This is a genomic window from Desulfolutivibrio sp. (genome assembly GCF_036584575.1).
In the GTDB taxonomy this organism is placed as follows: Bacteria; Desulfobacterota; Desulfovibrionia; order Desulfovibrionales; family Desulfovibrionaceae; genus Desulfolutivibrio.
In genome coordinates this window covers 1-22,375 of record NZ_JAZHDB010000001.1, presented here as the reverse complement: position 1 = coordinate 22,375, position 22,375 = coordinate 1, and the positions used below count along the sequence as shown (strand labels likewise).

The 22,375-nt window shown below is 59.1% G+C and carries 18 protein-coding genes and 1 pseudogene; 11 read left to right on the top strand and 8 right to left on the bottom strand.

Features of this window, described 5'->3' with window-relative positions; genetic code table 11:
* The first annotated feature begins 395 nt into the window (after positions 1 to 395).
* The 9 genes and pseudogenes from V3572_RS00090 (at position 396) to V3572_RS00055 (ending at position 13,365) form a co-directional block, all read left to right on the top strand.
* Positions 396 to 2,822 carry a type I restriction-modification system subunit M gene (locus tag V3572_RS00090; protein WP_332108925.1) on the top strand — a complete coding sequence of 809 codons (2,427 nt, stop codon included), beginning with the start codon at positions 396 to 398 and terminating at the stop codon, positions 2,820 to 2,822.
* Positions 2,813 to 4,093 (top strand): restriction endonuclease subunit S, encoded by a 1,281-nt coding sequence (locus V3572_RS00085; protein ID WP_332108924.1) that lies wholly within the window; start codon positions 2,813 to 2,815, stop codon positions 4,091 to 4,093. Before V3572_RS00090 ends, V3572_RS00085 begins: the two co-directional genes overlap by 10 nt.
* Positions 4,090 to 5,667, top strand: a complete 1,578-nt coding sequence (locus V3572_RS00080; RefSeq protein WP_332108923.1) for a Fic family protein — start codon at positions 4,090 to 4,092, stop codon at positions 5,665 to 5,667. Before V3572_RS00085 ends, V3572_RS00080 begins: the two co-directional genes overlap by 4 nt.
* Positions 5,668 to 5,670: 3 nt before the next feature.
* Positions 5,671 to 8,724 carry a type I restriction endonuclease subunit R gene (locus tag V3572_RS00075; RefSeq protein WP_332108922.1) on the top strand — a complete coding sequence of 1,018 codons (3,054 nt, stop codon included), beginning with the start codon at positions 5,671 to 5,673 and terminating at the stop codon, positions 8,722 to 8,724.
* Positions 8,724 to 9,440, top strand: a complete 717-nt coding sequence (locus V3572_RS00070; protein WP_332108921.1) for a M48 family metallopeptidase — start codon at positions 8,724 to 8,726, stop codon at positions 9,438 to 9,440. The genes V3572_RS00075 and V3572_RS00070 overlap by 1 nt, the downstream gene beginning before the upstream one ends.
* A 39-nt stretch (positions 9,441 to 9,479) precedes the next feature.
* Positions 9,480 to 9,665 carry a hypothetical protein gene (locus V3572_RS00065; protein ID WP_332108920.1) on the top strand — a complete coding sequence of 62 codons (186 nt, stop codon included), beginning with the start codon at positions 9,480 to 9,482 and terminating at the stop codon, positions 9,663 to 9,665.
* Positions 9,666 to 9,791: 126 nt separating this feature from the next.
* Positions 9,792 to 10,070, top strand: a pseudogene (locus V3572_RS17770) (SWIM zinc finger family protein); the annotation flags it as partial.
* A gap of 150 nt (positions 10,071 to 10,220) precedes the next feature.
* Positions 10,221 to 13,004 carry a DEAD/DEAH box helicase gene (locus V3572_RS00060; RefSeq protein ID WP_332108919.1) on the top strand — a complete coding sequence of 928 codons (2,784 nt, stop codon included), beginning with the start codon at positions 10,221 to 10,223 and terminating at the stop codon, positions 13,002 to 13,004.
* A 16-nt stretch (positions 13,005 to 13,020) separates the two neighbouring features.
* Complete coding sequence (locus tag V3572_RS00055; protein WP_332108934.1) at positions 13,021 to 13,365, top strand: GIY-YIG nuclease family protein; 345 nt, start codon at positions 13,021 to 13,023, stop codon at positions 13,363 to 13,365.
* Here V3572_RS00055 and V3572_RS00050 read toward each other — a convergent pair.
* The 5 genes from V3572_RS00050 to V3572_RS00030 form a co-directional block, all read right to left on the bottom strand.
* Entirely contained in the window at positions 13,292 to 14,398 is a 1,107-nt protein-coding gene (locus V3572_RS00050; protein WP_332108918.1) for a site-specific integrase, read from the bottom strand. The two genes, V3572_RS00055 and V3572_RS00050, sit on opposite strands and share 74 nt — an antisense overlap.
* A gap of 141 nt (positions 14,399 to 14,539) precedes the next feature.
* On the bottom strand, positions 14,540 to 15,412 hold the full coding sequence (locus V3572_RS00045) for an ArdC family protein (RefSeq protein ID WP_332108917.1): 873 nt from the start codon (positions 15,410 to 15,412) through the stop codon (positions 14,540 to 14,542).
* Between the two features lie 159 nt (positions 15,413 to 15,571).
* Positions 15,572 to 15,886 carry a hypothetical protein gene (locus V3572_RS00040; protein ID WP_332108916.1) on the bottom strand — a complete coding sequence of 105 codons (315 nt, stop codon included), beginning with the start codon at positions 15,884 to 15,886 and terminating at the stop codon, positions 15,572 to 15,574.
* A 266-nt stretch (positions 15,887 to 16,152) separates the two neighbouring features.
* Complete coding sequence (locus V3572_RS00035; RefSeq protein WP_332108915.1) at positions 16,153 to 16,338, bottom strand: hypothetical protein; 186 nt, start codon at positions 16,336 to 16,338, stop codon at positions 16,153 to 16,155.
* Between the two features lie 15 nt (positions 16,339 to 16,353).
* Positions 16,354 to 16,731 (bottom strand): single-stranded DNA-binding protein, encoded by a 378-nt coding sequence (locus tag V3572_RS00030; protein WP_332108914.1) that lies wholly within the window; start codon positions 16,729 to 16,731, stop codon positions 16,354 to 16,356.
* Between the two features lie 257 nt (positions 16,732 to 16,988).
* Here V3572_RS00030 and V3572_RS00025 point away from each other — a divergent pair, with 257 nt between their 5' ends.
* A complete protein-coding gene (locus tag V3572_RS00025; RefSeq protein ID WP_332108913.1) occupies positions 16,989 to 17,609 on the top strand; it encodes a terminase small subunit in 621 nt (206 codons plus the stop codon).
* 529 nt (positions 17,610 to 18,138) lie between these two features.
* Here V3572_RS00025 and V3572_RS00020 read toward each other — a convergent pair.
* The gene (locus V3572_RS00020; protein WP_332108912.1) at positions 18,139 to 18,960 is read right to left on the bottom strand and encodes a hypothetical protein; all 822 of its coding nucleotides are present in this window, start codon (positions 18,958 to 18,960) and stop codon (positions 18,139 to 18,141) included.
* 259 nt (positions 18,961 to 19,219) lie between these two features.
* Positions 19,220 to 19,690: a hypothetical protein gene (locus V3572_RS00015; protein WP_332108911.1), complete on the bottom strand. Its 471-nt coding sequence runs from the start codon at positions 19,688 to 19,690 to the stop codon at positions 19,220 to 19,222.
* Between the two features lie 578 nt (positions 19,691 to 20,268).
* Here V3572_RS00015 and V3572_RS00010 point away from each other — a divergent pair.
* Positions 20,269 to 21,978, top strand: a complete 1,710-nt coding sequence (locus tag V3572_RS00010; RefSeq protein ID WP_332108910.1) for a DUF389 domain-containing protein — start codon at positions 20,269 to 20,271, stop codon at positions 21,976 to 21,978.
* 128 nt (positions 21,979 to 22,106) lie between these two features.
* Here V3572_RS00010 and V3572_RS00005 read toward each other — a convergent pair.
* Positions 22,107 to 22,375, bottom strand: a 269-nt coding sequence (locus V3572_RS00005; RefSeq protein WP_332108909.1) for a hypothetical protein, incomplete at its 5' end; no start/stop codon positions are given.

The following is a 22,375-nucleotide window of genomic DNA, read 5'->3' as shown; positions in this document are numbered from 1 at the left end:
GCGGAAATCCTCCAAGCTTTTGAATTTATTATATGTTTCCGATTTCCGGCGTTCGCCCCTTCGGGGGGGATTCCGCCGGGAATCCCCCCGAATGGAAAGAGGCGTGGTTGGCTGCGGGGATGTGACGCCCGCCATGGTGATGTTTCTCCACGTGGCTTCCTTCCAACAGCCTGATCCTTGGCGGTCCCCTCCTGCGTTGCTTTCTGGCCTCCATGAACATAGTGTGCAGGGTCGTCGGCCCGATGTGGTTGCCCTGGGTCCGGAGTCTCCTGCGGCCGAGGTGCTTGGTCTTCCTTTATGGCGGACAGGGATTTCGTTCTGGCGGCGTCTGTTTGGCGGCGATCCGACGTGTCCGACGCTTTTCCTTCAACCCCAAAAACCGTAGGTGAATCCGCGTGGCCTTGAAGAAATCCGAACTGTATTCCTCCATCTGGCAGTCGTGCGACGAATTGCGCGGCGGCATGGACGCCAGCCAGTACAAAGACTATGTGCTGGTCCTGCTCTTTATCAAATACGTCAGCGACAAATACGCCGGGATGCCCTTCGCGCCCATCGAAATCCCCGCAGGCGCAAGCTTCGCGGACATGGTGGCCCTTAAAGGCAAGTCGGACATCGGCGACCAGATCAACAAGAAGATCATCGCCCCCCTGGCCGAGGCCAACAAGCTTTCCGACATGCCGGACTTTGACGACGCCACCAAGCTCGGCACCGGAAAGGAGAAGGTGGACAAGCTCACCAACCTCATCGCCATCTTCGAAAACAAGGCCCTCGACTTCTCCAAAAACCGCGCCGACGGCGATGACATCCTTGGCGACGCCTACGAATATCTCATGCGTCATTTCGCCACGGAGAGCGGCAAGAGCAAGGGCCAGTTCTACACGCCCGCCGAAGTCAGCCGAATCATGGCCAGTATTCTTGGCATCCGGGAGGCCAAAACCTCCAACCTCACGACGGTCTACGACCCCACCTGCGGCTCGGGATCGCTGCTTTTGAAAGTGGCCGACGCGGCCACAACGCCGGTTACCCTCTACGGCCAGGAGAAGGACGCCGCCACCAGCGGTCTGGCCCGCATGAACATGATCCTGCATAACAACCCCACCGCCGAGATCGTCCAGGGCAACACCCTGGCCGCGCCGCGCTTCAAGGACGGCGGCGTCCTCAAGACCTTCGATTTCGTGGTGGCCAATCCGCCCTTCAGCGACAAGCGCTGGAGCACGGGCCTCGACCCGCTGCACGACCCCCATGGCCGGTTCGAGTCCTTCGGCACGCCGCCCGCCAAGCAGGGCGATTACGCCTATCTTCTGCACATCGTGCGTTCGCTGAAAAGCACGGGCAAGGGCGCGTGCATCCTGCCGCATGGCGTGCTCTTTCGGGGCAACGCCGAGGCCGACATCCGCAGGGCGCTGGTCCGCAAGGGCTACCTCAAGGGCATCATCGGGCTGCCCGCGAACCTGTTTTACGGCACGGGCATCCCTGCCTGCGTCGTGGTGGTGGACAAGGAACAGGCGCACGCCCGCAAGGGCGTCTTCATGATCGACGCCAGCTCCGGGTTCATGAAGGACGGCCCCAAGAACCGCCTGCGTGAACGGGACATCCACAAGATCGTGGACGTGTTCACCAGACGGCTGGAGATTCCGGGGTATTCGCGCATGGTCTCCCTGGATGAGATCGAGAAAAACGACTTGAATCTGAATCTGCCGCGCTACATCGACAGCCGACAGGCCGAGGACCTCCAGGACATCGAGGCCCATCTGCATGGCGGCATCCCGGTCGCCGACGTGGAGGCCCTCGGGCGGTACTGGGACGTGTGCCCGCTTCTCAGGCAGGCCCTTTTTACGGACAACCGCCCCGGCTACGTGGACTTGGCCGTGGACAAGGCGGCCATCAAGTCCGCCATCTACGACCATCCCCAGTTCGTCGCGTTTACCGCAGACATGAACGCCCATTTCGAGACCTGGCGGGCCACGGCCAGCGCCAGGCTCAAGGCCCTTGCGCCGGGCTTCCATCCCAAGCCGCTCATCGTCGAACTGTCCGAGGGGCTGCTTGGCCATTACGACGGGAAGCCGCTTGTCGACCCCTACGCGGTCTACCAGCATCTCATGGACTATTGGGCCGCAACCATGCAGGACGATTGCTACCTGCTGACCGACGGCGGCTGGAAGGCCGAAACCAGCCGCATCATCGTCAAGAACAAGCAGGGCAGGGAGAAGGACAAGGGCTGGGTGTGCGATCTGGTTCCCAAGGCGCTGGTGGTGGCGCGGTTTTTCGTGAGGGAGCAGCAGGCCGTGGACAATCTTTCGGGCGAACTGGATGGCGTCAGCGCCCGCAGGGCCGAATTGGAGGAGGAGAACGGCGGCGAGGACGGTTTTTTCACGGACTTGCGGGAGGAAGGCAAGGGGGGCAATGAAGGAAAGGTGTCCAAGGCCAATGTGGCCGCCCGGCTCAAGGAGATCAAGGGCGACAAGGAGGCCAGGGAGGAGGCCGCCGTCTTGAAGGCGTGGAAAAAGCTCAATGACCAGGAGTCGGATCTGAAAAAAAGTCTCAAGGACGCCGAGGCGAACCTGGACGCCCTGGCCTACGCCAAATATCCCAAGCTCACCGAGGACGAGGTGAAGACGCTCGTGGTCGACGACAAATGGCTGGCCGCCCTGGGCGAGGCCGTCCATGGCGAGATGGACCGGGTGAGTCAGTCGCTCACGCAGCGGGTCAAAGAACTGGCGCAGCGGTATGAGACGCCGCTGCCGCTGGTGGCGGAGAAGGTGAAGGAGTTGGAGGCGCGGGTGAGCGGGCATTTGAAGAGGATGGGGTTCGCATGGATGTGAAGCCCGGGTACAAGATGACGGAGGTTGGGGTGATTCCGGAGGATTGGGAAGTCGTTGAATTAGAGCAGCTTGTCGAGCCTTCTCGGAGTATTCGATATGGAATAGTGCAACCGGGTGGGTATGATCGTTCTGGTTGTTTAATGGTTAGGAGTCAGGATTACTCCAGAGGTTGGGTAGATGAAGCAAATATGCACAGAGTTGGGCGTGAAATTGAACGTCAATATAATAATGCAAAAGTTAAACGATCAGACTTAATACTAACTATTGTTGGAGCAGGTATAGGGCAAGTTGCTGAAGTTCCATGTTGGTTGAGTGGTGCTGTTTTATCCAGAAGTACAGGCAGAATATCATTAAGTAGAGACGTATGTTCTTCTGGTTATGGTAAGGCATGCCTACAGAGTGGTTTTGCAAAAAAACAAATTTTGGATGCTCAGAAAGAGGGGGCTCAACCCGTAATCAGTTGCAAGGATTTGTCAAGACTTAAACTACCATATCCATCTCTTCAAGAACAAGAAGCCATCGCCACAGCCCTCTCCGACGTCGATGCCCTCATTGAATCCCTGGAGCAACTCATCGTCAAAAAGCGGAACATCAAGCAGGGGGCGATGCAGGAGTTGCTGACTGGCAAGAGGCGACTGCCTGGGTTTAGTGGGGAATGGGAAGTGAAACGATTAGGTGATTTAGGTAGATGCCACCGTGGAGTCAGCTACAACCCAATTGCTGATCTCTCGATTTTTGACAAATCGAGTACAATACGCTTGCTTCGGTCTAATAATGTCCAGGAAGCAAAAGTTATTTTCTTGGATATGCAATATGTCGATTCGAAAAGAGTGTCGTCAGACCAGATATTGCGAACGAAAGATGTCCTAATCTGTATGGCGAATGGAAGTCGTGATCTTGTTGGAAAAGCCGGTCAGTTCTTGAACAGTGATGGACTTAAGTATACATTCGGTGCGTTTATGGCATGCTTTCGTCCAGATGTAAGTATTACAGACTCAGACTTCGTCTTTAATTTATTTCAGACGAGTAAATACCGCGATCACATTTCAATCATTCTTGCCGGATCAAGCATTAATAATTTGAAGCCAAGCAGTGTTGAAGATTTTCAAGTATTCATACCTACTAGTAAAGATGAACAAACAGCAATCGGCTCCGCCCTGTCCGATATGGACACTGAGATAACCGCACTTGATGCGAAGCTTTCGAAATTCATCCAGCACAAACGTGGCATGATGCAAGAACTCCTCACCGGCCGGATCAGACTCGTATGAACCCCCTCCGCGTCTTCATCAGCAGCGTCCAAAAGGAATTCGCCGCCGAGCGCGCCGCGCTGCGCACTTTCTTAACCGGCGATCCGCTGATGCGGCGCTTCTTCGCCCCGTTTCTTTTCGAGGACCTCCCGGCCGCCGACCGGCGCGCCGATCACGTCTACCTGGACGAGGTCGCGGCCTGCGACATCTACCTCGGCCTCTTCGGCCTGGAGTACGGCTTTGAAGACGCCCAGGGCGTCTCCCCCACCCATCGCGAGTTCGATCAGGCCACGCTGTCCCGCAAGCCCCGCCTGATCTTCATCAAGAGCGCCGACCCGGCCAGCCGCAACCCCAAGATGCTGGCCCTGATCCGGCAGGCCGAGAGCCAACTCGTGCGGCGCAGCTTCACGGCCGCGCCGGAACTTATTTCCGGGGTCTACGCCGCCCTGGTCCAGTACCTGGAAGACAAGGAGCTTATCCGAAGCGGCCCCTTCGACGCCTCGCCCTGCCTCCGGGCCACCCTGGCGGACCTGGACGAGGACCGCATGCGCCTTTTCATCCGGCGCGCCCGTACGGCCCGGAATTTCCCCCTGCCCGAGGAGGCCACGGCCGGGGAACTCCTCACGCACCTCAACCTTCTCGTCGGCAATGCGCCAAGCCATGCGGCCATGCTGCTTTTCGGGCGGCAGCCGCAGCGGTTCTTGCTCTCCTCCGAGGTGAAGTGCGCCCACTTCCATGGGGTCGAGGTCGCCAAGCCCATCCCGTCCTATCAGGTCTACAAGGGCACGGTCTTCGATCTGGTGGATCAGGCCGTGGACTTCGTCCTTTCCAAAATCAACCTGCGCGTCGGCACTCGCGAGGCCGGTCCCGAGGCCCCGGTGGAGTATGAGATTCCCCGGGACGCCGTGGCCGAGGCCGTGGTCAACGCCGTGGCCCACCGCGACTACACCAGCACGGGCAGCGTGCAGGTCATGCTCTTCGCCGACCGGCTGGAGGTCTGGAACCCCGGAACCCTGCCGCCGTCCCTGACCCTGGAGAAACTGCGTCAGGCCCACGGATCGGTCCCCGGCAACCCGCTTCTGGCCGAACCCCTGTATCTGGCCCGCTACATCGAACGCATGGGCACGGGAACCGGCGACATGATCCGGCGCTGTCGCGGGGCGGGCCTTCCGGAACCGGCGTTTTCGGTCTCCGACGGCTTCACGGTCACCCTGTGGCGCAGGCCCGTGCCCGCCACCCGGGAAGTCACCCGGGAAGTTGGCAGGGAAGATGCCCGGGAAGTGACCCATCAAGTGACCCATCAAGTCACCCATCAAGTGACCCATCAAGTCACCCATCAAGTGACCCATCAAGTCACCCCCGAAGTCCGCCAAGTTGTCCTGGCCATGCATGGCGAGATGAAGCGGAGTGAACTGCAAGCAGCCTTGGGGTTGCGTGATCCGGTAAGCTTTCGGAGGGTGTATCTGGTCCCGGCTGTCGAAACTGGATTGATCGAGATGACCATCCCTGACAAGCCCAAAAGCAGCAGGCAGCGGTACAGGCTGACGGCCCTGGGCAAAACGATTCGTGAAAACCTCGCCAAGAAACCGGAGTGACGTATGACCGGAATCGGAAAACCTGAACGAGTCACCCAGGACCGGGTCATCGCCCTGTTCCGGGACGAGTTGGGCTATCGCTACCTGGGAGATTTTTCCGACCGTGAGGGGAACAGCAATATCGAGATGGGCCAGCTTGAGGCCTACCTGACCCGATGCGGCCATACGCCCGAACAGATCAACGCGGCCACGCAAAAACTCCTCACCGAGGCCAACCACCACGGACGCGATCTCTACGCCAACAACAAGGCGGTCTATAGCCTGCTGCGCTTCGGCGTGCCGGTAAGACCCGACGTAGCCAGACCCACCGAGACCATCCGCCTGATCGACTGGGAAAAACCGCATCTCAATGATTTCGCCATCGCCGAGGAGGTGACCCTCAAAGGCAACTTGATCCGCAGGCCGGACATCGTCCTGTACGTGAACGGCATCGCCGTGGGCGTGCTGGAGCTCAAAAACAGCCGGGTGTCCATCGGTGAGGGCATCCGCCAGAATCTTTCCAACCAGCTTCCCGAGTTCAATGCTTGGTTCTTCAGCACGGTGCAGTTTGTCTTCGCCGGGAACGACTCCGAGGGCATGCGCTACGGCACGGTCGGCACTCCGGAGAAATATTTCCTGAAATGGAAGGAGGACGAAGAGGACGACAGCCGCTACAAGCTCGACAAGTACCTCCTGAAGATGTGCCGCAAGGACCGCTTGCTCGAACTGATGCACGACTTCGTACTTTTCGACGGCGGCAGGAAAAAGCTACCCCGCGCCCACCAGTATTTCGGCATCAAGGCCGCGCAAAAACATGTGCGCGAGCGCAGGGGCGGCATCATCTGGCACACCCAGGGCAGCGGCAAGAGCATTGTCATGGTGCTTTTGGCCAAGTGGATTCTGGAAAACAATCCCCATGCCCGGGTGGCCATCATCACCGACCGCGACGAGTTGGATAAGCAGATCGAACGCGTGTTCACGGACGCCGGGGAATCCATTACGCGCACCAGCAGCGGCCGTGACCTGATGGCCCAACTGGGGCAGGCCACGCCGCGCTTGTTGTGCTCCCTGGTCCACAAGTTCGGCCGTCGGGACGTGAACGATTTCGACGCGTTCATCAAGGACCTCCAGGCCCAGCCGAGCCAGACCGTGGGCGAGGTCTTCGTGTTCGTGGACGAGTGCCACCGGACCCAGTCCGGAAGGCTGCACAAGGTGATGAAGGCCATGATGCCCAACGCGGTGTTCATCGGCTTCACCGGCACGCCGCTTCTGAAAAAGGACAGGCAAACCAGCCTGGAGGTGTTCGGCGGCTACATCCACACCTACAAGTTCGATGAGGGCGTCGAGGATGGCGTCGTGCTCGATCTGGTCTACGAGGCCCGAGACATCGACCAGTGGATCGTCTCCGATGAAAAAATCGATGCCTGGTTCGAGGCCAAGACCAGGGGCCTCAACGCGTGGCAGAAGGACGAGCTCAAAAAGCAGTGGGGCACGATGAAAAACGTGCTCAGCTCCAGGTCCAGGATGGAGCGGGTGATAAGCGACATCACCTTCGACTTCGGCGTGAAGCCCAGGCTGTCAAACGAGCGGGGCAACGCCATCCTGGTGGCCTCCAGCATCTACGAGGCCTGCAAGTATTTCAGCCTGCTCCAGAAGACCCCCTTCAAGGGCAAATGCGCGGTCGTGACCTCTTTCAATCCCCGGGCAAAGGATGTGACCACCGAGGAGACCGGGGCCAACACCGAGACCGACAAGCAGTTCATTCGCGACACCTACGAGGAGTTGCTCAAGGGAGTGGAAGGCAGACCGAACATGACCCGGACAGAGGCATACGAGGAACGCGCCAAGGACCTTTTTGTCCGGGAACCGGCCAATATGAAGCTGCTGGTGGTGGTGGACAAACTGCTGACGGGTTTTGACGCGCCGTCCTGCACCTACCTGTATCTCGACCAGTCCATGCAGGACCACGGGCTTTTCCAGGCCATCTGCCGCACCAACCGGCTGGACGGCGAGGACAAAGATTTCGGCTACATCGTGGACTACAAGGACCTTTTCCGGAAGGTTGAAAATGCCATCGCGGTCTATACCTCGGAATTGGATCATGTCGACGGCGGGGTCGATTCGGAAATTCTGCTCAAAGACCGACTGAAAAACGGCAAGGAACGGCTGGAGAGCGCCCTTGAGGCCATCATCCTGCTTTGCGAACCTGTAGAACCGCCCAAGGGTGAACTGCAATATATTCACTATTTTTGCGGTAATACTGAAATTTCGAATGATCTTCAGGAACGCGAACCCCGGCGGGCCGCCCTGTACACGGCCGCCGTGGCCCTGGTGCGATCCTATGCCAACATCTCTGACGAGATGGAGGAGGCCGGATATACGACGGCGGACATCGAGCGCATCAAAGGGCAGATCAAGCATTATCTGAATGTCAGGGACACGATCCGCAAGGCCAGCGGTGAGGAAATCGACCTGAAGGCCTATGAAGCCGACATGCGGCACCTGATCGATACCTATATCGAGGCCGAGGAACCCCGCCGAATCTCGCCCTTCGACAACTTGGGACTTTTGGACCTGATCGTAAAGACAGGAATCGCCGCAGCCATAGGTGAACGCCTTGGTGGGGGAAAATCCGACAAAAATGCCGTTGCGGAGACCATCGAAAATAACGTCCGCAAAAAGATCATCAAGGAACATCTGAGCGATCCTGAATTTTTTGAAAAGATGTCCGCGCTCCTGGATGAAATTATTGCGGCCCGCAAGGCCAAGGCTCTTGAATACGAGAAGTACCTGGAACGTATCGCCGATCTGGTCAAGAAAGTTCAGAAGGGACACGACTCGAATATTCCAAAACGGATGGACTCGCCTGGCAAAAGGGCGCTTTACAATAATCTCGGCCACGACGAGGAACTGGCTTTGCGGGTGGATTCGGCTGTCAACGCGGCGAGGCCTGATGGCTGGAGGGGAAACCAGGTCAAGGAGAACATCATCAAGGGGGCTTTGCTGCCGGTCCTTAACGATGACGCGGCCGAGGTGGAGCGGGTTTTTCTCATCATCAAGGCCCAGGGCGAGTATTGATGGTCACGCAATTTTCCCTTGGTGAGATCGAGGTGGATGTCGTCCTGAAAGACATCAAGAACATCCACCTGAGTGTCTATCCTCCGGACGGCAAGGTGCGCGTGGCGGCCCCATCTCGAATGAGCCTGGATACGATCCGGGTCTTCACCATTTCCAAGCTCGACTGGATCAAAAGGCAGCAGAGGGCGCTTCGGGAACAGGAGCGGGAAACCCAGCGGGAATACCTGGAGCGGGAGAGCCACTACCTCTGGGGCAAGCGTTATCTGATGAAAATTGTTGAAGAGGATGTCGCTCCGCGCGTTGAACTGGCCCCGCAACGCTTACTGCTGTGCGTCCGGCCCCAAACCAGTGAGGCAAAGCGCCAGGAAATCGTTGAAAGCTGGTATCGTGGTCAGATCAAGGCCGTCGCCACACCATTGATCAAAGTCTGGGAAAAGCGGCTTGAGGTCCGCGTAAGACGATTTTTTGTGCAGCGGATGAAAACACGCTGGGGGAGTTGCAACCCGGAGTCGTGCAGTATCCGCCTCAACACGGAACTCGCCAAAAAACCGAAAATCTGTCTGGAGTATGTCGTGGTGCACGAGATGGCGCATCTTCTCGAACCCACGCACAACGCACGCTTTGTGGCGATCATGGATCAGTTTATGCCCAAGTGGCGTCTCTATCGTGAGCAACTCAACCGATTGCCGGTGCGGCATGAGGCGTGGGGGTATTGAGGGAAGGCGCATGACACACACGACGGCGATCTGGTAACCATGCCCCCCATGGAATGGTTCGCAATCATCGGCGCTGGCGTCGCCCTGCTTCTCCTCGTCGCCCTGTTCGTGGGCAGCGGCAGGCGACATGACGGGGGAAGTGTGCCCGGGCAGTTCGACTTCGACCGCTTCAAAAGCCGTGAACTTGGCAAGCGGGGCCTTCACGACAAGACCAAATGGGGCTGAACATGCGCCTATTGGCCACATGCCTCTGCCGGGGCCTCGTCATCATGATCGGGATAGTGGTTCTGCTCTAGCGGCGGCTGAAAGAGCACCCCTTCATGTATCAAAATCAGGTTCTAAGTCCACTCCATGCGCCAACCGCCCTTCACGCCACAGAAAGCAACTCTGGAAGCCCGCTACGAGCATATGTTCCCGCTCACGATACGCAGGAGAGGGGAGCGGTACTTTCATCTCGGCCGGGTGGCGCTCACGACGGTCGGCCCGACGGGGATTACCGCAAGGGTGAAAGGCTCGAAAGAGTACCGTGTCGAGCTTGTCCAGGACGGAAAGTCCGGGGCGTCCGCCAGGGTGTCATGCGAGTGCCCGCATTTTCGTCGAGGCTATCTTTGCAAGCACATTTGGGCGGCCATTCTGGCAGCCGACGCGTCCATGAAGGCCCAGCCCTCCGCACTCCCTGGGGCATCAGGCAAGACCGATTCTTCCTGGCGTGACCTGCTTTTCCCTTCACACGCAAACTCGGATCAGGAAAGCCGGGGGGATGCTCCCAATCGCACGTACATGCTGCGGTACGAACTCGCCATCCGCAAGGGCAAGATCATGTTGTCGGCCTTGCGGCAGGGCATCCTGAAGAATGGCGGGCTCAGCAAGCAGGTCAAGGCGGCGACTTCGCAGCTCCTGAGAGACGCTGACCTTTCGGATACGGATCGGTCCATTCTTGAGGCCATGCTTTTTCTCACCTCCCGAGATGATTTTCCCTACGACAGGTGGGGCGGCTTTTTTCGCCCTCAGGCTTTCGAAGACTACCCGCTCGACTCAGTCACGTTGACGCGCCTGCTTCCGCTTTTGGCCGTCACAGACCGCTGTCATGTCGCCTTGAATGGGCAACCCATCGCTACTCCCTTGAAACGGGGTGACCCTTTCGAAGGAAGCCTGGAGTTTCGCCTCGTCAAGGCCTCGCTGGCAAAAAAGCGACCGGACCTGGAATACGTTCCCCATGTCCGTCTGGGCGAAGCGTCGCTTCCCTGTTCGCAAATTCCCGTATTCCTAGAGGCCAAGCCCCTGTACTTCATTGTCGACGGGCATCTCCATTCCCTGCCCGGGCCTGACCTGCACTGGGTGCAACGAATCCGGAAACTCCATCACAAGGTCCGGGTGCCAAAGGAGGACTTCAAAGCGGTGTTCCAGATGGCGGGAGACGGATCGTCGCCACAGTTGGAATTGCCCGAGGACATGGGGCCAAAGAGCCTGCCCGACGTGCGGCCGAAGCCTCGATTGGAGATCGAGGCCCGCGAGGACGGACACGTCGCAAGTCTCTGGCTGGACTACGCCGGTTCGGAGATACCTTTTGGCGACAACCGACCCTCGGTTCTCGACATGGAAGCCTGGACCCGTATCGACCGTCTCCCAGAAGTGGAGCAGCAGTTGGAGGATCGATTGATCCAGGCCGGTTTTGCCGCCAGCGCCGAGGGCTCATATATGTTTCAGGCGTCCGCGTGGCATATGCTTGGCGCTTTGGCTCCCTTGGTCGAAGACGGCTGGAGTATCCGGAGTCGGGAGGGGAAAACCCTTGTCGCTGGGGCGGTTTCCTCGATCCGGGTGGCCAGCGGGCTGGATTGGTTCGACCTCGAGGGCGGGATGGCCTTCGGGGACGTGATCGTGCCCCTGCCCACGGCGGTTCGCGCCTTTCTACGGGGCGAGAAGACCTTGGACCTCCCAGGCGGGATGACCGGCGTACTGCCGGAGGACTGGCTGTCCGCCCATGCAACGGGTTTGTCCATGGCCACATCTGAGAGGGCGAAGGATACGGTGCTGCGCTTCCATACTGCCCATGCCCCGCTTTTGGGCGAGCTGCTCGAAGACCCGGCCGTCTCCATGGATCGCGACTTCTCGCAGCGTCTTCGTCGCATGAAAGATTTTTCCAGCATTTCGCTCCCGCCCCCACCCTCCGGCCTGGACGGAAAGCTTCGGCCTTACCAGCTCGAATCCCTCGGCTGGTTGGATTTCCTGAAAATCTTCGGTTTTGGAGGCATCCTGGCCGATGACATGGGCCTGGGCAAGACAGTTCAGGTGCTGGCGTGGCTCATCCTGGAAAAAGAGCGCGGCGCAACCGGGCCGTCGCTGGTCGTCGCCCCCACATCCCTCCTTTTCAACTGGCGCAATGAGGCGAATCGCTTTTCACCAGACCTGCGCGTTCTAACATATGCCGGGCTGGACCGGGCGAATCAGGCCAAATCCTTCCAGGAATCCGATCTGGTCTTGACCACATACTGTCTGCTGCGCCGGGATGTGGAGGTTCTGAGCAAGATGCTTTGGCGGTGCCTGATTCTCGACGAAAGTCAGGCGATCAAGAACCCGGATTCCCAGACTGCCAGGGCTGCGCGCACGCTGCCTGCCGAACACCGCCTGTGCATGACCGGAACGCCCTTGGAAAACAGGCTGGACGATCTCTGGTCACAGATGCATTTTTTAAACCGTAACATGCTCGGCTCACGTTCCAGTTTCGATGCCCGGTTCGCGAAGCCCGTATCCCAGGGCGATCAGACCTCCAGGGAACTTTTGCAGCGCCTTATCAAGCCGTTTGTCCTGCGTCGCACCAAGGAGGGTGTCGCCGCAGATCTTCCCGAGAAGCAGGAGTCGCTTGTCCGTTGCGAAATGACCAAAGAACAGCGGGCCTGCTATGTCCGGCTTCGGGAACACTATCGGAGCGAGATTCTTCGGGCCGTGGATGAAGTCGGCCTTAACCGCTCGAAGATCAAGGTGCTGGAGGGGCTTCTCCGGTTGCGCCAAGCCGCCTGCCACCCGGGGCTGGTGGGAGCGGACGACGCCGGGTCGGGCAAACTCGAGGAACTCGTCCGCCTGCTTCAGGAAGTGGCGGAGGGGGGGCATAAGGCCCTGGTGTTTTCCCAGTTCACCCGATTCCTGGCGCTCATTCGCAAGAGGCTGGAGGTGGAAGGCATATCCTACGAATATCTGGATGGACGCACCCCGGCGAAAGTCCGCGAACAACGCGTGGCCGCTTTCCAAAGCCCCTCCGGCCCCCCGGTCTTTTGCATAAGCCTGAAGGCGGGGGGCATGGGCCTGAACCTGACCGCCGCAGATTATGTCTTTCTCCTGGACCCGTGGTGGAATCCGGCGGTTGAAAGCCAAGCCGTTGACCGCGCCCACCGCATCGGACAGGAGAAGAAAGTCATCGCCTACAGGTTCGTCTCGGAAGGCAGCATTGACGAGAAGGTGCTCGAACTCCAGAAGGAGAAGCGGGAACTGGCTGCCATCTTGGAAGACGGCGCCACGTCGATGGTCGGCTCGCTGACACGTGAAAACCTTGAAATGCTTCTTTCCTGAACGAAAGAGGCTTCGGATGGGATGTGAGATGACAGACGCCTGCCCATGGTTTGTCTACTTGCTCGAATGCTCCGACGGGACATTGTATTGCGGGATCACCAGGGATATCGCCAGGAGGCTCAAGGAGCATAACGGCATGTTGGCTGGTGGCGCGCGGTATACACGTTCGAGGAGGCCTGTTGAGCTGGCCGCAAGCGTCGCGGTGAGCAATAGAGCAGAGGCCGCCAAGATCGAGTGGCGCGTCAAACGACTGCCACGGAACAAAAAACATCTTTTCTTACAGGGAGTTAGCTTGCATCCCTCTGGCACAGCCTGCGAATCGGGGGGGCACTTTGCCGAGGAAGTTCTGGTCCTCGATTAGCATGAAGTTCTTCCCCTTCAGTCAATCTCGCTGCATCAGACCGCATCAACTCTCCCACCTGAAAATACCCGTCAAACACCGTCCCCGACCTGTGGCCGGTCATGGCCATGGCCTCCTGCCTGGACACGCCCTTGCGCCCGGCCTCGGTCACAAAGCCGCTGCGCAGGCTGTGGGCTCCGAAGAGGCCAGAATCAAGGCCAGCTTTCCCGGCCCTGGCCTTGACGATCCGGGCGACACCCCGGCCTGAGAGCGACGCAGCGACCGTACCGTCGCGGGCGATGGCCCGAAAAAGGCATCCCTCTCGAATGGAGGCGGCGTCGAGCCACACGATCAAAGCCCTGGCCGCCCGCCCAAGAACGGGCACATCTCGGCCAGCGCCCTCCTGGTCGGTTTTTGACCAAGGGATGCGGTACAGGTAGCCGCCCGGCACGATGGTCAGGTTCTCGACCCTGGCCCCGGCGACCTCGCTGCGACGACGGCCACCGGAGGCGAAGGCGAAAAGCAAAAGCGCCCGGTCCCGGACGCCGCGCATGTCATCCCCGCAGGTGGCCAGCATAGCCTCCAGGACGTCCAGTGTGGCCGCCAGCTTCTTCTTTGCCCCTTGGCCCTGCCGTGCCCTGGCCCGACGCGCGGCGGCCAACAGGGAACGAATCTGGGGCATCCGGACAGGGTTCTCCAGCCCCTGCGCCTCATGGGCCACGGATAACGCGGCCAAACGCCGGGAGAGGGTGGCCAGACTGTGCACGCCATGGCGGGCCTTGGCCCCCTCGTCGACCAGGGCAGCGTCCACATGCTCGGGCAGGCCCTCCAGATGGTCGGTGACAAACCGGACCACGGCAGCAGGCGGGACCGGGTAGGCCTCGGGCAGGCCAAGCGCCAGCCGTGCCCAGGCCCAGAAGTATCGCAGGTCTCCCTGGTAGGCCCGGCGGGTGTTGGCGGCGGTCCCGGCATCGAGAATCTGCCGGACGCGTTCCTGGGTCTCCAGGTCGATATGGGCCAGGGAAGCGGTTGTGGAGGCAATGATTTCAGACATGATTTTCTCCTGAGAATGCGTCCGATAAGAGAGCATTAACGGACGGATGGGGTTCTCCCAGATGCCCGAACACGACGAAGCCCCCTGCCGGAAGGGGGCCTCATCGTCGTGGGCGGTGTGGGCAAAAGCTGAGGACGGGAGCTATTCGGCGGACTCGCCGGGCGTGACGTCAAGGATGAAGTCAGCGGCGCGCTGGGCCTGGGCGGCGGCATAAACCACCATCTTTGGGGAGCCCTTGAGGACATTGAGCCAGCCGCCGATATACGCGGCCTGGTTTTCGATTACGGCCTGCTCGATCCGGGCCTTGGCGCACAGAAAGGCCGACCCCATCTCGGCCACAAGCTCTTCCTGGGAATACTCCCGGTCCCCGAAGTGACGGATTTCCGAGGACGGACGCCGGGCGAGGCGGGAGCCGTGCCCGGTGGCGTGAACCAGTTCGTGGAAGGCCGTGCTGTAATACTCCTTGGGTTGCGCAAAGAGCCCCGGGCGGGGCAGGTTCACGGTGTCGGTTGACGGGCGGTAGAAGGCCCTCGGTTCGGCGTGGATGATCTCGGGCCGCTTGGGCATGGCCTCCATGATCCGCGCGGCGGCATCAATGGGCTCGAAAGCATGGTTCACCATCTCCGGCGCGTCCGGGGTCTCGATGCCGTCGATCTGGTCCAGGTTGAATACCGTGTAATACCGCAGGATCGGCACCGACTTCTTTTCCCCGGTCTGCCTGTCCTCGGTCTCGTGGCGTTTCCAAAAAATGACCGGCGTGCCCCTCTCGCCCTTGCGGACATGACCGCCCCGTTCCTTGGCCTGCTTGAACGAAAGCCAAAACCGGGAACTTCTGCCCATGGCCATGAGCAGAAAGATGTTGATCCCCCTGTATTCCCGCTTGCTGACCATGTTCATGGGGAATGCCGTCGCGACCCCGTCATTCCACGGCTTGCGCCACGGCACGACGCCAGCTTCAAGCATGTCGACGATGCGCGCAGTGACCAATTCATAAATGGGAAGTTGTCCAGACATGTTTTCCTCCTTAGAAACGCAAAAAGCCGCCGGGATTTCTCCTAGCGGCCTTTTGCGCGTTCAGGTCGTTACGCTGTTACCGGCGGATCAAGAGCCAGATGACCACAATGTAGAAAATGCAGAACAACGTGAACGCGAGAAGCATTGATTTCTCCTTGCCTAGCGGCGGATATTTTGAATTTCGTGTGACGCGTGGGTACGCGAGGCGATGGAAACGGTGTCATCCAGTAAGATGACCTCGATGATCAGCGGCGAGATGTCCCAATCGCTCCAGGTCCGTGTGGGGTAGACGGCGAACTGCCGGAAATTCTCATCTCCGGCCTCCACGAGCTGCCGCCGGAGGTCGTCGTCCACCCGGGCGATGACCCTTGCCCGCACCACCCTGACGGCCTCGGCCATGGTGTCGGCCTCGATTTCCATGACCCATGCGGTTCCGTGGTAGCCGTCCCCCTGTCTGACCTCGTACCTGTTCATGAAAAAGCACCTCCTTGCCGCCTCGGTGGCGACTGTTTTGCCCAGCGTTGTCCTGGCCAGGCCTAAGTTGATGAGACGCCGGTCTTCCCGCGCGGGCCGCTGTGGCCCATGCATCAGCCGGATGACCCGGGACACGGCCCGGCTGCTCAAAAGCCCGGAGAAGAAGGCCGTTGGCGTCGCGGCCGGGGGCCGATCCCCCCAAAAATGCGAAAACCCCGATTCCTGGGAACCGGGGTTGTCCTGTCTCGGCACGGCTGGGCTCACGTTCATGGCGCAAGCCCCTCGGGACCGGGGTTCAGAAAGTAGCGCTCGTAGGTGTCAACGAAGGCGAGCTTGGCCCGGGTCCGCCTGCGGCGCTGGGCGTAGAATTCCAGCACCTGCACTTCGACGGCGGGTTGCCACTGCCTGGCCAGAAAACGAACCTCCTCGTCCCAATCAGCGTCTTTCTTCATGGCGCCCTCCGTGGGTTAGTGAAGCATGTGTCCCGTCGCGGCAGTACCGTGGTCGCCCTCCCCGCCAGACTTGCTCCTGGCATCGAGCGCCCGGACCTGACGGGCGACGACCTCCGCGACCACACGATTCATGCCATCGCGGCCCTGGTACTGACGGTAGTTCATCCGGCCCTCGATCAGGACGCTTCGCCCCTTGTCGAGGTAGTCGTTGGCGAATTGGGCCGCCCGGCCAAAGACCACGATCCGGTGCCACGTCGTTCTCTCCATCCTGTTCCCGAACATGTCCTTGTAATGTTCATGCGTCGCAATGGAAAAATTACTGAATGTTGTACCGTTGATACTTCCCCCACGTGGTTGTGCGCCGAGCCTTCCGATGAGAGTCACCTTGTTCATAATATCCTCCTCAAATTATTTACCCATCAACGACGCATCCCCAACTATCTCCATAGACAACGCATACTTTTAATAACATTGATCTTTCCTGTCTTGATTTTTCATTATTCTTTCCATTCAAGCTCCCACGCCACGGGGGGGGATAATCATGTTTTGGGTCCTCTTTATTTTCTTTCCATGTGTAATGTAATTATGAAGATAAATCTATATTGACACAAAGCGTTCAGAATGAAATATTGATTTATACGGAGGGCAGAATGCAAACAATACACGAACTCAAAGAACGCATAAAAGAACTTGAATCGGAGATTCAAATCCAAAATAAAAACAAAGAAATCTCATGTCAGAGAAGTGGCGAAATAATGTGCAATGAAGATAAACACGAGGACTCAAGGGGCGCGGGGAGGCCTCCGTACTATTCTTCCGTCGAGGAGATGCAGGAGGTGATAGATGCGTATTTTACCATGGCGGACGAGAAGGGTTGGCCGTACACGATCCCGGATTTGGCGTTGGCCCTGGGCTTCACGTCCAGGCAGTCACTTCTCAATTACTCATGCAAACCTGAATATATGGACACGATAAAAAGGGCGAAACTGCGGATCGAGGGGCAGCGGGCGCGGCAGCTTGTTCAAGGACAAGGTGTGGTGGCGGGGCAGATTTTTGATTTGAAAAACAACTTCGGCTGGCGGGACCAGCAGGCCCAGGAGCCGATGCGGGGGGCGACGACGCTGGTTCAGAACAACATCGGCCTGTCGGGCATGCCGCCGGAGCCGAAGGACATAAAGGAATGGGAGAGGTGGTATCGGGACTGGCAGGCGGAGAAGCTGGAGGGTGAAAGGCGGGCGAGGGTGGAGGTGGTGGAGCGACGGGCGTTGTAAGCGAAAACATAGCTTAGGTATCGTCGAGTAATCGGTCTTGAATTTCGAAAAGGGGATTGTTATTTTTTGAAAAGTCACCTGCTGACGTGGTGGTTTTCGTTGGAGCCGGAAATAAGGGCCGTTTGCGGTTTCGAGGCCATGGTTAGTCCAAGTTGCTTGAAGCCGCAGAGAGCCCATCCTCGCGGCTTTGGGCGAAGGCAGGTAAAGCTGGTAAGAGCGATTGAGGGAAACTCTATGGCCGTCCGCATGGAAATGGTGGACGCGGGGGGCTCGGCTTCGGGCTAGGAAGTGTGCTAGCGCAGGGGGCATAAGTGGGGGCAACTTTGGGGGCAATGTTTGTTGAATTTTTGTTATAAAATGTTTAATTTCAACAATTTGACACCTAAGATCGAATCCCTCTCCCGCCACATCACGATTCAACACCGTGCAGCAAGGTCCGCGTCGCGTATAACCGTACCGGGCATCCCCCCGGGCGCCGTCGATGGACGGCGGAATCACGCGCCGGGAAGCGGAAAAAGAGCGGCGCGCGTCAGTTCCCAAAAAGCAGCAGCATGTAGACGGAGGCGGGGATGTTCCTGAAATACGCATCCTCGGCCGCCAGCAGCAAGGGCTCGCCCTGGTTGAAATAGTCCGTGAGGATGACGTTCAGGGCCGAGAACATGGCTTGATGCTCGCTTTGGTCCATTTCCGTGAAGACCTCTTCCATGCGGGTGTCCACCGCGTGGTCAAACAGCGGATCGTTGATGTCCAGCGGACCCTTTGCGATCATCCGGGCGTCGAGGTCGTCGGTGAAATTCTTCAGGGCCGTGGCGTCGACCCCCATGCCCGCCATCTTCTGGATGAACGCCGTATAGGATGCGGTAAGCACCGCATACGTCGACGCCCCTTGTCCCCGATACCGCCCCAGTTCCGCCAGACGTATCTCAAAGTTTTTCGAGTTCTCGATGCCTCCCTCCTCGCGGAAGAAGGTGTAGATATCCTTGAAAAGCGCATATTCGCTTCGCTGGAAAAGATCTTCCAGGGCATCATAAAACGCGTCAGTGAATTCTTCTTTGTTCCTGGGGTGTTGCGCGGCAATCAAGGGCTCCAGTTCTGCGGTGAAGGCATGGAGTTGCGTTCTGGAAAACCCGAACTTGTCGACCTTCGTGACGTACCACGGCCGGGTATTTTCAAGCATGAGGAAGGTTTTCGTGAATCCGTCGGCAGCCTCTCCCTGTCTGGGAAATGCCGTCGCCGGGAGAGCGGACTTGGGCTTGGTGCTCCAAACGAGTCGATTTTGATTGTAATGCTCCGTATATAGAAGCTGCTTGTTCTTATCATAATAATACGTCGGCCCGTGCCGTTCGGGCATAAAGACTCCAGCCCATGTCTCTACGATATACGTCGGTTCCTTGTTCGTTGTCGGCTGCGTTTTCTCCACCTCTCCAGTCCATCGTCCGGCGTCATCGGGAAACCCTTTCGCCTGTTCTTGGATAAGTTCATTTGTTTTGTGTTTAGATAATACTTTTCTTTCTCCAGTTTCACTGTCTATTTTATAAGATCTTGTGGTCGACATTGAAGCGAAAGAGAAGCATACAAAAAGGGAAAGAACAATAAACGATATACTGTTTTTAGTTATTTCCATTCGCATATGTCCTCCTCTTCAAGTATACGATCATGAGAAAGCCTGCCGAAAGACCAAGAAAGGAAAAGATCAGATCTTCAGGGCAACCTGTTCCAGGCGCAAGACGCCGATATTGCAGAAGCTCCCATCCAAAAACAACGACGGGGGTGGTTGCCAGCCAGAAATGCCTCGCCCGGGATGTGTCCTGCCACCATATGTCCATCATGATCAGCGTATACGAAAAAGACCAAAAGGCGTTCGGCGCCGAATACAGGAGCACGTCAGGAAGAATTTTCCGAAAAGATGCGAACGTCCGCCGAAACGCGGCGATCCAGCCTTCAAATCCGATATCAGCCAAAAAAACAGCGAAAACAGGCGTATCTTGACGAAGCGCAATGTACATCATACCGCCCAAGGCCAGGGACAGGAATGCCAGAAACACAACAGAGCCTCGCACGACATGGCCAGTAGCCTTCATCAGTCACCAAATCAAATGTTACAGACATAAGGACTGAAATATAAATCACACAGCGATATCCGTAAAATACCCTTTTTATGCCAACTCACATCGATCCAGGCGGTGACGCTTTCTCCATCCAGCCCATGAACGTGGCTAACCACTTTTATTGATTGCCGATATGGCATATTCAGCAGGGAAATCCATATATTATTTCAGCACCACTTCATTTAACTATGAAACTTTGCTCTGACAGACAAGGAAAATTATCAACATTGGGGGAGGCACAAGATGTACGTGAATGAAGGATTCGACCATGGAGCAAGGAAATCCCTTCGTGTCACGATGATATGATGACGGCGCGGCTGCAAGACCCGACGTTTGCCGCCGAATATGTGGACGCGGCCTTACGGACGGCGGCTGCACCGCCGCGGCCCTGGCGGCTGCACAGCCCGCTTCGAAAACGCGCCCGGGCTTTCCTCCGGCCCCGGATTGCCGTACAGAGAATCGGGAACATCCCGTAGCCCGCGTCGTCGTCACGGGGCGACACAGCGGCGCGGGACGGCTTCCCGGCCAGGAATCCCCCGGAGGGCAGCGTGATGGATGGATCCCTTGCGGCGTCTTTACGCCGTTTTCGCGTGACCGACGACAAGGCCGACGGCATCGTGGCGGACATCACCCGGGGGTCAACCCCCGGGGCCGGGTTCTACGCGCTGATCGCCACGGCCGCCCTCATCGCCAGCCTGGGGCTGGTGGCCAACAGCCCGGCGGTGATCATCGGGGCCATGTTGGTTTCGCCGCTCATGTCCCCCATCTTCGGCATCTCCCTGGGCATGATTCGCGGGGATGCCGGGCTTATGGGCAAGTCCATCCGGGCCGAGATATCGGGCATGGCCCTGGCCGTGGCCTTCGGGGCGCTTTTCGGGCTTTTGCCGGTGATGACCGAGGTCACCCCGGAGATGCTGGCCCGCACCCAGCCCACCCTGCTCGACCTGCTGGTGGCGGTCTTCGCCGGATTCGCCGGAACCCTGGCCATGGTGGACGACCGCATCAGTCCGGCTCTGCCCGGAGTGGCCATCGCCACGGCCATCGTGCCGCCCCTGGCCACCTGTGGCCTGTGCCTGGCCTCCGGGGCCAACCAGGGGGCCTTGGGCGCTTTTTTGTTGTTTTTCGCCAACTTCGTGGCCATCCTTCTGGTGTCGGCCCTGACCTTCCTGGCCGCCGGGTTGGCCAAGGGCCATGGGGCGGGGGGCGGGGTGCGGCGCGTGGCCGGGAACATGGCCCTGGCCGTGCTCGGGTTCCTGCTCGTGTCGGCCTATCTGACCAGCACCCTGGCCTCCATCCTCGCCGACCACCGCCAGGACGACCAGACCCGGGCCGCCATCGAACGCGCCTTGGCCGACGATCCCAACGTGTCCCTGGCCTCCATGCAACGCAAGGACATGGGCCAGGGCGTGGATGTCCTGGCCGTGGTGCGCACGCCCAGGTATCTCGAACCGGCGCAGGTGGCGGAGATGGAAAAGGCCGTGAGCGATAGCCTGGGAAAAGACGTGCGGCTGGCCGTGCGCTGCATCCTCAACAAGGACATTTTCCCTCCTGGCGGCGCGGCCATGGTGGCCGCCCCGTCCCTGGACGGCGCCCTGTTCACGGACAAGGCCCCGGCCGACGTGAAGCGGTTGCAATTGGCCGAGCAGACCTTGCGGGAGATAGTGTCCGCCATGCCGCAGATTCTGCTTTTGGACGTGGACCTGGTGCATATGGCCGGGGAGCCGGTCATCCTGGCCACCATGCAGAGTCCGCGTACCTTGATTCCCTCGGAGATCGGCGGGATGGAGAAAACATTGCGCGACCGGCTGGGCGAGTCCGATATCCGGCTTCTGGCCCGGTGCCAGACCCCGGAGGACGTGGCGGCGGATGGCCGTATCCTCTTCGGCCGGGCCCATTTCGGCCCGAAGGACGCACCGTCCGAGGCCGTGGCCGGGGATCTGCGCACGGCCCTGGCCGGGCTGCCGGAGATGTTCGTCACCGCCATGGACGTGGTGCATGATGGGCAGGGCTATTTGGCTAGGGCCGAGATCGTGGGCACGCGGCTCATCACCCCGGCGGAGGTGAGGGAGGTCGAAAACCGGGTCTCGGCTGCGGCGGGCGCGCCGGTGAGCCTGGCGGCCTGGTCCCGGGTGGCGCTCATGGTCACGGATACGCGGTATCTGCCCGTGGAGGAATATACCCGGCAGCGGTTGGCGGCGGGCATGGGCGAGGCGGAGAAGCCGCTCCCAGCCGTGGACGCGGCGGGCCCTCCCGCGCCTTGATCGGCAGGCCGCGCCCGGCGCACGGCGCATGGGACATGGCCATGAAATACGGCGGCCTGGATTCCGGATTGGCGGACTCCAGGCCGTTTGACGTTTTCGGGGCAGGCCTCGGCAACGACTTGGGGAGGCTAAAAGGGATCGAAGGGGAACGCCTTGGGGAAATAGGCGTATTTTTGGGGACCGTTGTAGGAGAACGGGATCACGGCAAATTTCTTCGCGCCCTGGGCCAGGGCCGGCGCGGCAAGGAGCAGCGCCGCCAGGATGGCGATGATGGGGGCGGCGAGTGAACGGTTCAACATGTATTCCTCCGTGGTGGGGTGCGTATTGGCGTCTCTACGGCGCTTGTCGAAACCAGCAACGGCAAGCTTCCGTTCGACCCGGCAAAGATCATCAACCC

Coding starts and splice junctions, on each gene's coding strand:
- V3572_RS00085 (WP_332108924.1), top strand. CDS start 2,813: ATGGATGTGAAGCCCGGGTACAAGATGACGGAGGTTGGGGTGATTCCG.
- V3572_RS00080 (WP_332108923.1), top strand. CDS start 4,090: ATGAACCCCCTCCGCGTCTTCATCAGCAGCGTCCAAAAGGAATTCGCC.
- V3572_RS00075 (WP_332108922.1), top strand. CDS start 5,671: ATGACCGGAATCGGAAAACCTGAACGAGTCACCCAGGACCGGGTCATC.
- V3572_RS00070 (WP_332108921.1), top strand. CDS start 8,724: ATGGTCACGCAATTTTCCCTTGGTGAGATCGAGGTGGATGTCGTCCTG.
- V3572_RS00065 (WP_332108920.1), top strand. CDS start 9,480: ATGCCCCCCATGGAATGGTTCGCAATCATCGGCGCTGGCGTCGCCCTG.
- V3572_RS00060 (WP_332108919.1), top strand. CDS start 10,221: ATGCTGCGGTACGAACTCGCCATCCGCAAGGGCAAGATCATGTTGTCG.
- V3572_RS00055 (WP_332108934.1), top strand. CDS start 13,021: ATGGGATGTGAGATGACAGACGCCTGCCCATGGTTTGTCTACTTGCTC.
- V3572_RS00050 (WP_332108918.1), bottom strand. CDS start 14,398: ATGTCTGAAATCATTGCCTCCACAACCGCTTCCCTGGCCCATATCGAC.
- V3572_RS00045 (WP_332108917.1), bottom strand. CDS start 15,412: ATGTCTGGACAACTTCCCATTTATGAATTGGTCACTGCGCGCATCGTC.
- V3572_RS00040 (WP_332108916.1), bottom strand. CDS start 15,886: ATGAACAGGTACGAGGTCAGACAGGGGGACGGCTACCACGGAACCGCA.
- V3572_RS00035 (WP_332108915.1), bottom strand. CDS start 16,338: ATGAAGAAAGACGCTGATTGGGACGAGGAGGTTCGTTTTCTGGCCAGG.
- V3572_RS00030 (WP_332108914.1), bottom strand. CDS start 16,731: ATGAACAAGGTGACTCTCATCGGAAGGCTCGGCGCACAACCACGTGGG.
- V3572_RS00025 (WP_332108913.1), top strand. CDS start 16,989: ATGCAAACAATACACGAACTCAAAGAACGCATAAAAGAACTTGAATCG.
- V3572_RS00020 (WP_332108912.1), bottom strand. CDS start 18,960: ATGCCCGAACGGCACGGGCCGACGTATTATTATGATAAGAACAAGCAG.
- V3572_RS00015 (WP_332108911.1), bottom strand. CDS start 19,690: ATGAAGGCTACTGGCCATGTCGTGCGAGGCTCTGTTGTGTTTCTGGCA.
- V3572_RS00010 (WP_332108910.1), top strand. CDS start 20,269: ATGGATGGATCCCTTGCGGCGTCTTTACGCCGTTTTCGCGTGACCGAC.